This window comes from Nocardioides hungaricus (genome assembly GCF_054782915.1).
This window is the reverse complement of record NZ_BAAGRO010000023.1, coordinates 1-11,201: the sequence shown is the minus strand read 5'-3', so window position 1 is coordinate 11,201 and position 11,201 is coordinate 1. Positions and strand designations below refer to the sequence as shown.

11 protein-coding genes, 1 pseudogene and 1 riboswitch are annotated in these 11,201 nt (G+C 70.2%); of the genes and pseudogenes, 1 reads left to right on the top strand and 11 read right to left on the bottom strand.

The features are described from left to right. Positions 1–177: 177 nt before the first annotated feature. From ACYVKX_RS10770 to ACYVKX_RS10740, 7 genes are all read right to left on the bottom strand, one after another. Positions 178–687, bottom strand: coding sequence for a DUF2461 family protein (locus ACYVKX_RS10770; protein ID WP_460831861.1), 510 nt, complete (start codon positions 685–687; stop codon positions 178–180). A 110-nt stretch (positions 688–797) separates the two neighbouring features. Next, complete coding sequence (locus tag ACYVKX_RS10765) at positions 798–1,817, bottom strand: ribonucleotide-diphosphate reductase subunit beta (RefSeq protein WP_460831858.1); 1,020 nt, start codon at positions 1,815–1,817, stop codon at positions 798–800. After that, positions 1,814–4,210 (bottom strand): ribonucleoside-diphosphate reductase subunit alpha, encoded by a 2,397-nt coding sequence (locus ACYVKX_RS10760; RefSeq protein WP_460831855.1) that lies wholly within the window; start codon positions 4,208–4,210, stop codon positions 1,814–1,816. Before ACYVKX_RS10760 ends, ACYVKX_RS10765 begins: the two co-directional genes overlap by 4 nt. Positions 4,211–4,325: 115 nt before the next feature. Further along, positions 4,326–4,560, bottom strand: a riboswitch (cobalamin riboswitch). A gap of 78 nt (positions 4,561–4,638) precedes the next feature. Beyond that, a complete protein-coding gene (locus tag ACYVKX_RS10755; RefSeq protein ID WP_460831851.1) occupies positions 4,639–4,881 on the bottom strand; it encodes a hypothetical protein in 243 nt (80 codons plus the stop codon). A 363-nt stretch (positions 4,882–5,244) separates the two neighbouring features. Then, positions 5,245–5,874, bottom strand: coding sequence for a hypothetical protein (locus ACYVKX_RS10750; protein ID WP_460831848.1), 630 nt, complete (start codon positions 5,872–5,874; stop codon positions 5,245–5,247). 35 nt (positions 5,875–5,909) lie between these two features. Continuing rightward, the gene (locus ACYVKX_RS10745) at positions 5,910–6,587 is read right to left on the bottom strand and encodes a hypothetical protein (protein ID WP_460831846.1); all 678 of its coding nucleotides are present in this window, start codon (positions 6,585–6,587) and stop codon (positions 5,910–5,912) included. Beyond that, positions 6,580–7,107 carry an RNA polymerase sigma factor gene (locus tag ACYVKX_RS10740; RefSeq protein ID WP_460831844.1) on the bottom strand — a complete coding sequence of 176 codons (528 nt, stop codon included), beginning with the start codon at positions 7,105–7,107 and terminating at the stop codon, positions 6,580–6,582. Before ACYVKX_RS10740 ends, ACYVKX_RS10745 begins: the two co-directional genes overlap by 8 nt. 95 nt (positions 7,108–7,202) lie before the next feature. Between ACYVKX_RS10740 and ACYVKX_RS10735 the strand changes: the two genes are divergently transcribed. After that, positions 7,203–7,568 (top strand): MmcQ/YjbR family DNA-binding protein, encoded by a 366-nt coding sequence (locus ACYVKX_RS10735; protein ID WP_460831864.1) that lies wholly within the window; start codon positions 7,203–7,205, stop codon positions 7,566–7,568. A 174-nt stretch (positions 7,569–7,742) separates the two neighbouring features. On the opposite strand, the pseudogene ACYVKX_RS10730 reads toward ACYVKX_RS10735, so the two are convergent. From ACYVKX_RS10730 to ACYVKX_RS10715, 4 genes and pseudogenes are all read right to left on the bottom strand, one after another. Further along, a pseudogene (locus tag ACYVKX_RS10730) lies at positions 7,743–8,501 on the bottom strand (WD40 repeat domain-containing protein); the annotation flags it as partial. 494 nt (positions 8,502–8,995) lie between these two features. After that, the gene (locus ACYVKX_RS10725; protein ID WP_460831842.1) at positions 8,996–9,202 is read right to left on the bottom strand and encodes a hypothetical protein; all 207 of its coding nucleotides are present in this window, start codon (positions 9,200–9,202) and stop codon (positions 8,996–8,998) included. Between the two features lie 419 nt (positions 9,203–9,621). Further along, positions 9,622–10,095 carry a hypothetical protein gene (locus ACYVKX_RS10720; RefSeq protein ID WP_460831840.1) on the bottom strand — a complete coding sequence of 158 codons (474 nt, stop codon included), beginning with the start codon at positions 10,093–10,095 and terminating at the stop codon, positions 9,622–9,624. 70 nt (positions 10,096–10,165) lie between these two features. After that, the gene (locus tag ACYVKX_RS10715; protein WP_460831838.1) at positions 10,166–10,966 is read right to left on the bottom strand and encodes a hypothetical protein; all 801 of its coding nucleotides are present in this window, start codon (positions 10,964–10,966) and stop codon (positions 10,166–10,168) included. Between the last annotated feature and the right edge of the window lie 235 nt (positions 10,967–11,201).

The following is an 11,201-nucleotide window of genomic DNA, read 5'->3' as shown; positions in this document are numbered from 1 at the left end:
CAGTTCTCATGTCCGCCAGCGGGCAGTTTCGTGGCCGTCTCCGGGCAGTTTCTCGTGGCCGCCCACACGCGGAGGCGGCGGCATTCGTTGGGTCGCCCGGTGACAAGCCAGCGGCACGAGCCCGTTCGTGACGCGCAATCACGTCAGGTGACCGCCGGAGTTCAGGAAGGTCGTTCGCTATCGCGCGGGTGTGTCGGATGCTCCGACGTGGGAGTCGAGCCATGCCTTGAGTTCCGCGGCGCCGTGCCAGGTGTCGCCGATCCGGTGTCGGGCTTCCGGGGTGTGCATCCAGTCGGCTTTGTCGTACTCCTGGACGATGGCGGCGCCCTTCCAGCGCAGGTACTCCGCGCGGGGGTGGTCTGCGGGATAGCCGCGTGGCGTGGTCTTCGACGGGGGTTCGATGCCGCAGGTGACGGGAGGGGTGGAGTGGAGTGGGCGAGTTCGGTGAACGCCGGGCCGCTGTGCTCGTCGATCATCGCGTCGTGGAACCGTGCGAGCTGGTCGCGGGCCATGAGCATCGCATCGAAGCCGGTGACGAGGCGGGTGGCGGAGACCTCGATGTAGTAGCCGATGCCGCCGACCGCGCGTCTCGCTAACGGCGCCGATCCAGAGCCTGTAGGGCGACTTGTCCTTCGAGAATCGCACGTCGCGATTCGGGCGGAACGTCCTCAGCGGCCGCGAGCGCATCCAACTTGAGCTCGTGGATCGCCAGGATTTCCAGTCCGGAGCAGTCGCCGTGCGGTACCGGCCCACGCTCCCGGCCTGAGCCGGGGGCCGGGGGCCGGTACCGCACGCGCTTAGAAGTCCTCGTCGAAGCCCACGGTCCCCGAGACGCCGACCTGGTACGCCGAGACCCGTCGCTCGAAGAAGTTCGAGAGCTCCTGGACGTCCTGCAGCTCCATGAACGCCAGCGGGTTGGGCGAGCCGTAGATCGGCTCGAGGCCGAGCCGGAGCATCCGGCGGTCGGCGACGTGCTCGAGGTAGGAGCGCATGTCGGCGGTCGAGAGGCCGGCGACGCCGCCGCCGAGGAGGTCCTCGGCGAACTGCGCCTCGGCGTCCACGCCCTCGGTCAGCATCTCCCGGATCTGCTGCCTCATCCGGTCGTCGAAGAGCCCGGGCTCCTCCTCACGCACGGTGTCGACGACGTCGAACGCGAACGCCATGTGCATCGACTCGTCGCGGAAGACCCAGTTGGTGCCGGACGCGAGGCCGTTGAGCAGGCCCCGTGAGCGCAGGAAGTACACGTAGGCGAAGGCGCCGTAGAAGAACAGCCCCTCGATGACGGCCGCGAAGCAGATCAGGTTGAGCAGGAACGCCCGCCGGTCGTCGGCCGAGCGCAGCTCCTGGAGGTCGAAGACCGAGTCGATCCACGTGAAGCAGAAGTCGGCCTTGTGCTTGATCGACGCGATGTTGTCGACTGCCGCGAACGCCTCGTGCCGCTCCGCCTCGTCGGGGACGTAGGTGTCGAGCAGGGTCAGGTAGAACTGCACGTGCACCGCCTCCTCGAAGAGCTGGCGGGAGAGGTACAGGCGGCCCTCCGGGCTGTTGACGTGCTGGTAGAGGTTCAGCACCAGGTTGTTCGCGACGATCGTGTCGCCGGTCGCGAAGAACGCCACCAGCCGCGACACCAGGTGCCGCTCGGCGTCGGTGAGCCGCTGGAGGTCCTTGAGGTCGGAGTGCAGGTCGACCTCCTCGACGGTCCAGGTGTTCTTGATGGCGTCGCGGTAGCGGTCGTAGAAGTGCGGGTAGCGCATCGGCCGCAGGGTCAGGTTCATGCCGGGGTCGAGCAGCATCCGGGTGTTCGCGTCGGTGGTCATTCGCAGGCCTCGCAGGTCTCGGGGTTCTCGAGCGAGCAGGCCAGCGCCTCGGCGTCGCTCACGGCGGCGGCGACGGAGACCGTCGCCTGCTGGATGCGCGTCGCGGGCCGCGAGCGCAGGTAGTACGTGGTCTTCAGCCCGGCCTTCCAGGCGTGCAGGTACATCGACGAGAGCTTGCCGATGGACGGGCCGGCGATGAAGAGGTTCAGCGACTGGCTCTGATCGACGTACGGCGCCCGCGCGGCCGCCATGTCGATCAGCGCGCGCTGGGGCAGCTCCCAGGCGGTGCGGAACAGCGTCCGGACCTCCTCGGGCAGCGCCGTCACGCCCTGGACGGACCCCTCGGCCCGCTTGATCTCCTCGCGGATCTCCGCCGTCCAGAGGCCGCGCGCCTTGAGCTCGCGCACCAGCGCGCCGTTGACCTGGAGGAACTCGCCGGAGAGGGTCTCGCGCTTGAACAGGTTCGACACCTGCGGCTCGATGCACTCATAGCAGCCCGCGATCGACGCGATCGTCGCGGTCGGGGCGATCGCGACGAGCAGCGAGTTGCGCAGCCCGTGCTCGGCGATCCGCTCGCGCAGCGCGGCCCAGCGCCCGGCCTGCGCGGGCGTGACGCCCCACAGGTCCGGCTGGAGGTCGCCGCGCGCGGCCCGCGTGGCGTCGTACGCCGGGTGCGGCCCGTGCTCCCGCGCCAGGTCGCAGGACACCTCGAGCGCGGTCAGGTAGATCTCCTCCTGGATCCGCGTCGACAGCTCCCGCGCCTCGGCGGAGTCGAAGGGCAGCCGCAGCGCGAAGAGCACGTCCTGCAGGCCCATCAGCCCCAGCCCGATCGGCCGCCACCGCGGGTTGGACGCCGCGGCCTCGGTGCTCGGGTAGTAGTTGATGTCGATGACCCGGTCGAGCAGCGGCACCGCCGTACGCACGGTCTCGCGGAGCTTGTCCCAGTCGACCTCGGCCCCGCGCAGGTGCTGGGCCAGGTTCACCGAGCCGAGGTTGCAGACGGCCGTCTCGCTGTCGGAGGAGACCTCGACGATCTCGGTGCACAGGTTGGAGAGGTGTACGACCGGGGAGCCCGGACCGCCGGTCTGGTTGCAGGTGCGGTTGGCGGCGTCCTTGAAGGTCATCCAGCCGTTCCCGGTCTGCGCGAGCGTACGCATCATCTTGCCGTAGAGCTCGCGCGCCTGGACCTGCCGGACGTAGCGGCCCTCCTCCTCGGCGCGGCGGTACGCCGCGTCGAACGCCTCCCCCCACAGGTCGGGCAGCTCGGGGGCCTGGTCGGGGTCGATGAGCGACCAGTCGGCGTCCGCCTCGACCCGCCGCATGAACTCGTCGGGGATCCAGTTGGCGAGGTTGAGGTTGTGCGCGCGCCGGGCGTCCTCGCCGGTGTTGTCGCGCAGCTCGAGGAACTCCTCGACGTCCGGGTGCCACGGCTCGAGGTAGACACACGCCGCGCCCTTGCGCCGGCCGCCCTGGTTGACCGCGGCGACCGACGAGTCCAGGGTGCGCAGGAACGGCACGATGCCGTTGGACTGGCCGTTCGTGCCGCGGATCAGCGCCCCGCGCGAGCGCACCCGGGAGAAGGCGAGGCCGATGCCGCCGGCGAACTTGGACAGTTTCGCCACCTGGGCGTAGCGCGAGTAGATCGAGTCGAGGTCGTCGCGCGGGCTGTCGACGAGGTAGCACGACGACATCTGGGTGTGCCGGGTGCCGGAGTTGAACAGCGTCGGGCTGCTCGGCAGGTACGCCAGCGAGGACATCAGCCGGTAGAAGCGGATCGCCTCACCCGGGCTCTGGGCCAGGCCGCAGGCGACCCGGAGCAGGAAGTACTGCGGCGTCTCGACGACCAGCCGGGTCGTCGGGTGGCGCAGCAGGTAGCGGTCGTAGACCGTGCGCAGCCCGAAGTACTCGAACCGGTGGTCGGCCCCCTCCGACAGGGCGGTGTCGACGGCGAAGTCGAGCTTGCGGGCGTTGTCCTTGACGAACGCCGCCGTCTCGTCACCGATCAGGCCCTCGGCGTGCCCGAGGGCGACCGCCTGGCTGAACGACGCGACACCCTGGTTGCGGACCTCCTTCTCGACGTATCCGGCGAGCAATCGCGCGGCGAGCCGGGAGTACTGCGGCTCCTCGCCGATCATCTCGGCGGCCGTCTGGATCGACAGCCGGTCCAGCTCGGTCGTGGTGGCGCCGTCGTACAGGCCGCTGATCGTGCGGGTGGCGACGCGCATCGGGTCCACGTCGGCCAGGTCGCCGCTGACGCGGTCCACGGCGCGCACGATCTTGTTGACGTCGACGGGCTCGGTGTCGCCGTTGCGCTTGCGCACCTGCATCGGGGTGCGCCGTCCCTCGGTGGTCGGGACTTCGGTGGTCGAGCTGGTCGAGACTGTGACCGTCACTTCTCTCTCCTCGCGAGATCGGTCCGGGAGGATCCGGGTCGCGGGGGAGGGGACGGGTGCACGCCGGTCGGCGTCAGCCGTCGGCCGTCCCACGAGGCCTCGGACCACCGCACCCGGCGGGTGCGGTGCGCTGGCAGGTCTTCGGACTCGTGGGCGCGTCGAGTTGCCTCTCGACCCCTACTGACCGTCGCTTCCCGGGCTCCGTCCCGATCTCTCGGGGGGTGTCCCAGTGCTCAATGACGGCGGTCGTTCCCACTCACCGCTGCGGGGCAGTCCCGGAGTCGCACCGGGTTCCCTCTTGCCTCGACGTCCCTGGCGGGGACGCCGAACCAGCTGCGTCGAACACCATATGTAGGGCCGCAGACAATTCGTGGGACCACATCTTGTGTCGGCGTGTCGTGCCGCCCGGCCACGCGGCCACCCGGTGGCTACTTTCCGAATCGCTGGTAGGCGTTCTGCTTGGTCGTGCCCAGCGCGGCACCGATCACTGTCCATGAATCGCCGGCCTCGCGCGCCGCGGCGACCGCATCGCGGAGCTCGGACTCGGCGGCGGCGATGGCGTGCTTGGCGGCGACGATGCGTCGGAAGTGAGTGGCGTCGCGGGCCTCGGCGGTTGCGGGGTCGAGCTGGCCGAGGCCGATGTCATCGGCGCTCTGCGTCTTGGCGGTCATCTGCATCACCTGGGCTGGTATCGGTCAAGGAGCGGGCGGCGATCCCCATGCTCACCGGAGGAAGTAGGAGAACTTCGGGCGGAGCGTGTCGGCGTGGATGATCCGGGCCGGGTGGTTCACGGGGGACGGCGACGAGTTCGAGCAATGTCCCGGTCGCGCTGGGGCCGATGATGAGGAGTCGGTCCTCGCCGTCCTACTCGTACTCGATGTAGCGGAGAGCGTGGGCCCACGCGTGCCGGATGTCGTGGTCGGCGACTCCGTGCTTGCGGGCGGACCGCGCGACCTCCGTACCGTAAATCTATCGTTTACGTCGATAGTGCGTCAACCGTGAGTTGACGCGAAGCCGCAGTCGTGGCGCGGCGGTCAGGGTGCGACGTCGACCAGCACCTGCCGCGGCTCGTGGTCGCGCCTTCGGCTCCGGGTGGCGAGCAGCCCGACCCCGGCGCCGAGGAGGACGCCGGGGGCGAGCCAGCGCCAGCCGGCGAGGGAGTACCAGGCGGTCTCGGTGACGACCCGCTCGGTCGCCACGGGGTCGGGTGCGGGGGCGGCCGGGGCCGCCGCGGGCGCGGCGATGGACGAGGAGCCGGCGAGCACCCCCTGCACCAGCCGCTGGAGGGCCCTGCCCTCGGTCGGCCGGGTCCAGACGACGTCGCCGGCGTTCCCCGTCGCCTCGATGCCGTAGGTGGCGACGACCGGGCCGCCCGCGGCGTCGAGGTAGAGCTGCTGGGCCTGCCAGGGGGTCACGTCGCGGATCATCCAGATCAGGTTCACCGAGCGCGGCCCCAGGCCCGAGGGCCGCGTGGAGAGCCGCTCGCCGTCGGCGAGGATCCGGTTGAGGTCGCGGTACGCGGCGTCGGAGTAGTAGAGGCCAGCCGCCCGCTCCGTCGTGGGGTCGGCGATCAGCACGCTCGTGGGGCCGCCGGCGTCGGCGGGCGGTGCGAGGACGAGGGTGGCGCTCACGGCGAGCGCGAGGAGTACCAGAAGACGGCGCATGTCCCGTCTACACCGCCGCGAGCGTGCAGGTTCCCTCACTCCAGTGAGGCGATGATCGCCACCGCGCGATCGAGTCCGAAGGAGCCCTCGAGCCGCAGCGTCACGCCGTTCCACTGCACCACGAGGGTCTGCCCGGTCAGCCGCGGCGCCTCGGTCATGGGTGCGCCGCCCTCCGGGACGACGACGACCTCGTGCGGCACCGGGAACCACAGCGCGTCCCGGCCGGCGACGTCCACCCGCTCCACGACCGGCGAGGACTTCCAGAAGTAGGGGTCGAGGTCGGCCGCGAACTGGTCGAGCCGGACCGTCCTCCCGGCCACCGTCCAGCTCATCGACACCAGCGTGCCGTCGTCGCCGACGCTGACCCCGTCGGGCGGGCCGAGCTCGGCCGGCACCAGCGGGTCGAAGGCGGCGCCGTCGAGCGACGCCGCCGGCTCGGACGCTACGACGGGCGTCCCGCTCGGCACGGAGTCGTCGTCGCGCACCATCACGCCGCCGAAGTCCAGCCAGCCGGCCACCTTCGCGCCGACCGGTGAGACCGTGAGCCCGAGCAGCGCCGCCGCGATCGCCGCGACCACGGCCCAGCGGAGCCGGTGAGAGCGCCGCGCCACCGCGACCCGCGCGACCACGGCGTCCGCGAGCCCCGGATCCGGCGTGGGCACCCGGAGGTCGCGGGCGAGCTCGCGCAACAGGAGGTCGACGTCGTCAGACATGGTCCGCCTCCCGTCCGGGCTCGACGAGCTGGTCCCGCAGCCGGGCCAGCCCGCGGTGCAGCCGCGACTTGACGGTGCCGCGCGGCAGCCCGAGGGCGGTCGCGGTCTCGGCCTCGTCCAGCTCGAGCAGGTAGCGGCAGGTCACCACGGCCCGCAGCCGGTCCGGCAGCCCCGACACCGCCGCCAGGAGCCGCCGCTTCTGCTCGCGGTGGGCGATGGCCTCGCCCGGGTCGAGCAGCTCCTCGGGCAGGAAGGCCGCCCGCTCGCGCGTCCCACGGCGTACGGCGGAGCGGTGGTGGTTGCGGGTCTCGTTGGCCACGATCCGCAGCAGCCACGGGCGGAACGCGGCGCCCTCGCGGTAGCGGCCCAGCGACCGGTATGCCTTCACGAACGCCTCCTGGGCCACGTCCTCGGCGTCGGCGCCGGCCCCGAGCAGGGCGGCGGTCCGCACGGCCATCGGGGCATGACGGGTCACCAGCTCGGCGTACGCGTCGAGGTCACCCGACCGCACCCGAGCCACCAGGGTGGCGTCGTCGGTGATGGGCGCTGCTCCCGTCCTCCTCGGTCCAGCTCCGTCCGGCACCCGTTCTACACCGCCGGGCGGCTGTCGGTTCCGTGCGCGAGAATCGGGCCGTGCCCAGCATCGACGCCTTCCTCGACCTGGTCGCGCAGCTGCCGGGTGTGGAGCGGGCCGACCGGGCGCGCTGGTCGCAGTTCGACGTGGTCGGGCAGCGGTTCGGCTACCTCTGGGAGCCGACGGTGACGGTCGGGTTGAAGCAGACGATCGCCGAGCAGCTCGCGCTCGTGGGGGAGCGGCCGGACGTCTTCGAGGTGCAGTTCACGGCGTACGGCTTCGGCTGGGTCGTCGTCCGCCTCGAGCGGGTCGAGCGCGACGAGCTGGCCGAGCTGGTCTTCGAGGCGTGGCGGCTGAGCGCGCCGGCCGAGCTGGTCGAGGAGCGGGCCGACCGGCTCCCGGTCTGACCTACTCCGGCAGCTCGAGCTCCTGGCCGAGCCTCGCGCTCGCCGGGTCCAGGCCAGCACGCCGTCGCGCGCGGAGGCGGAGTAGGGCGTGCGACCGTCGGGGGCGAAGGCCACGGCCACCGGGTCGTCGGTGTGTCCGGTGAGCTCGCGGACGCGCCCGGTGCGCGGGTCCCAGAGCCGGACGGTGTCGTCCCGGGTGTCGGTGACCGCGAGCGTCCGGGAGTCGGGGGAGAAGGCGGCCTGCTCGAGGAGCCGGCCGTCGAGGACGGCCTCCAGCCGGAGGCCGTCGGCGCTCCAGACCGCGGGCGCCCCGGCCGGGCCCGGCGCGGCCAGCCACCGGCCGTCGGGGCTCCAGGCGAGGCCGTCCCCCTCGCCCGAGGAGCGCGGGAGGGCGCCGACCCGCTCGCCCGACGGTACGTCGTACACCTCGGCCGGCCCTCCGCCCGCGGTCGCGAGGCGGGTGCCGTCGGGGCTGAAGGCGAGCGCGAACACCTCCGCGCCGGCGTCGATCGTGGCGACCTCGTCCCCCTCGACGGTCCAGACGAGCACCCGCCCGCCCGGTCCGGCGGCGGCCACGAGCCGGCCGTCCGGGCTGAAGGCGACCGCCTGGACGGCCGACCCGTCCGTCGCGTCCCCGCCCGCGACCAGCGTCCAGTCCGGGGCGATGGCCAGGTGGCTGCCGTCCTCGACTGAGGCCAGGGCGCCGTCGGCGGTGTCCCAGCGGCAGCTGCCCTCCCGGCAGTCCGCGAGGACCTGGGAGCCGTCCTCGCTCACCGACAGCCGGTCGGGGAGCACCGCCCCACCGGGGATGTCGGCGACGGCACCGTCGTCGGGGCCGGAGGTCGCCGAGGGCTGGTCGTCCGCGCAGCCCCCGAGCAGTGCGGCGGCGAGCACGGCGGCGGTCGCGACCGCCCTCCGAGACCGGGCGCGCATGGTGGTCCGACGCGGGGTCGTCGGCGCGGGTTCCTCGGCGGTCACGTCCGCCGGCCGGGAGGAGCCCGGTGACGTCGAGCCAGACCTCGCCGCGGTCCTCGCGCCGGTGGTGGTCGAGGTGGCGGCGGCGGCGCGCTCGACCGACTGGCGGCGCGACCGGCGCCGGAGCGCCGGAGGACGTCGTACTCGTCGCCGACCCGGAGCACCGACCAGGGCCGGTCGCGGGGTGCCGTCGCCGGTGGACAGGATGCTCTCCAGCACCGCCGCGGCGAGCGCCGTGTGGGTGGACGGGTTGAGCAGGGCGCCGGGCATCAGCCGCTGCAGCCGCGCGAGCGCCTGGTCGTACCGGCCCTGCTCCAGCAGCGGGCCGACGACGAGGCCGGCGTCGAAGCCGGGAGCCGAGCGCACGGCGCGGCGCACCTCGGCCAGGCTGGCCAGGGTGGGGTCGGCGAGGTAGCGGCGGACCAGGTCCCGCGGCGTGGTCGTCGGGACGGTCATCGCGACTCCTCGAGGAGACGGTCGATCTCCTCCTCGGTCAGCCCGTCGAGGTACTCCCGCCCGCCGTCGCGGGCGTCCTCCTCGACCGGCTGGGTGAAGTAGTCCTCATAGGAGGCGCCGGGCTCGTCGGGGTCCTGGTAGCTCTCGTAGCTCTCCTCCCCGCTCGTTCGTCTGGAGCGGACCCGTGCTGCCTCGGGAAGCACTGATCAATCCTGGGCGGCGCCAGACGCCGCCCAGGCACGCACGCTGGCTTCGTTGCCGGCCCTCGAAAGACGCCCGGTCTGCCATCGGACCGGCGCCTCGCCATCGCACGACCTGGACGACGCTGGCATCCACCCGCATCGATCAGCACTTCCCTGATCCAAGCCACCGCGGTCCGGCGAGCCGACGTCACGGCCGCCAGACAGCCGGCCCACGTCCAAACCGAAGGTCCGGACGAGACCGGCACCCCCGGATCCGATCTCCAACTACGTCGCGCGCAGCATCGAAGCCAACGGCGTGCCGCTCAAGGTTGGTCGCGGAGAGCGAGTGCGAGCGGCGAGAGACGCGCCGCAGTCATCAGCCAGACGCACTGAAGCTCCAACCCTAAAGAAGAAGCTGGCACGCATGACTGCAGTTGCATTCAACTCCAAGTTAGGTCCGTGAGATCGCCGGACTTAGCGTCGAGGAAGATCCACTGCGTGCACTCAAGTTCGGGAGCGGGAGACTGTTCGGCCCCTTCCACCGGAACCGGTTGTCCAAGTTGGGGGCCGCACTGTTTCCACGAGAAGGCATACACCAGGAGATCCTTCGCCGTGTACTCACCTGGTGACCCCGCACCCAGCGGCAGAGTAAGGAAGCCTTGAACGATATTCGCGTCGGGCGGAGGCGCTGCTCCGTCTGGACTAAAGCGTGCCCACGCTTGCGCCGATGACAACACTTCGTCGCGGTTCGCTGCGATCTGCTCGTCGGTCGCGGGGGTGAAGGTCTCCCCGACAACCTTGTCGATAATGATCGTTTGCACCGTGTCGCTGGAGCGATCGGACTTACGTGGCTCCGCGGGGTCGCTTCCCTTGCCGATGACAAGTGCAAGCGATGTGACGATCAGGACACTCAAAACTCCAGCGAAGACTGCGCCGGACGTCCGCGTTATGCGCTTCATCGGAGGATCCAGTCTTTCCCGGATGCTAGTTTCGTGAGTCCCATGTGAGGATCTTCGAATCTGTCACGCTGTTCTTATAATTACCACCGCAGGCGTTGTTTCCAAAGCTTGTCCAGTTCCGGATGCGCCATGCGCCGCCGACCGCATTCTGGGCCTTGATCGGGTAGTTGGTGTTGCCATAGTAAACGGGCGCTCCGGAACTCCCCATGAAATTGTCTGCACAGCCGTACGAGACTTCGCCCGAGATGATGCCCCATGCGCCACCAAACCAGGCTGACTGCGCGGAGTTCTTCACCGTACAGCTCCCGTACCCACCCCCCGTGCCGCAGTCATACAAGTAGTAGAAATAGTTGGAGCCTGCACCCTCGTTCTGGATCCGGTAGTAGACCTCATCACCCGCGCTGTCGTCTCCACATTTGTAGGCGTGAGCTGAGCCGCCGCCGATAGCCCACAGCCGGCAGTTCGCCTTCGTCCCTGTGGTGTAGTTCAGAACTAATCGGATAAAGCCCATCTGAACAATCTGAGTGCCTGCTTGATTCTCGATCGCAATCCATGCACTCGACTGGTCGGCTTCTTGGTTGGGATCAGCTACGCAGATGGAGCCATTGCCCCGGAGAGTGACTGGAGCCTGGACTCCAGCGGCGTAGTTACTGCTATCCGAAAGCAACCAATTACCACCTGAGTACTGGTGATTCGATCCTCCCCCGGGACAAGCGGCGGAAGCAGGTGCGCTCACGACCAACGAGAGAGTCGCCGCGACTGCGGCAGCGAGGAGAACATGCACGATGATCTTGCGAGTAACACCCAGATTGTCGCGATCAGACATCAATTGCAGCCTTCTACGAGATGCGAAACTGAACCGCACTAAACCCGAGCGTGACCGTCGACTGACTTTCGGTACTTTGAGGATGATGGCAACGGGCGTCGATAGTCAAGAGACTTGAATCGATGCCGGTGATGCCGTTCTCACGGTGCTCGTCGAACGGGTCGCTCTCCTAGGGAAGCACTGATCTTTGGGACAGTGCGGCCCGGCGTGTGGCGTGGCTGGTGGGATCGCGAAA

Excerpts from the sequence above, each read along its gene's own strand:
- ACYVKX_RS10745 (WP_460831846.1), bottom strand. The coding sequence starts at position 6,587 with ATGTCTGACGACGTCGACCTCCTGTTGCGCGAGCTCGCCCGCGACCTC.
- ACYVKX_RS10765 (WP_460831858.1), bottom strand. The coding sequence starts at position 1,817 with ATGACCACCGACGCGAACACCCGGATGCTGCTCGACCCCGGCATGAAC.
- ACYVKX_RS10750 (WP_460831848.1), bottom strand. The coding sequence starts at position 5,874 with ATGCGCCGTCTTCTGGTACTCCTCGCGCTCGCCGTGAGCGCCACCCTC.
- ACYVKX_RS10770 (WP_460831861.1), bottom strand. The coding sequence starts at position 687 with ATGCGCTCGCGGCCGCTGAGGACGTTCCGCCCGAATCGCGACGTGCGA.
- ACYVKX_RS10715 (WP_460831838.1), bottom strand. The coding sequence starts at position 10,966 with ATGTCTGATCGCGACAATCTGGGTGTTACTCGCAAGATCATCGTGCAT.
- ACYVKX_RS10755 (WP_460831851.1), bottom strand. The coding sequence starts at position 4,881 with ATGACCGCCAAGACGCAGAGCGCCGATGACATCGGCCTCGGCCAGCTC.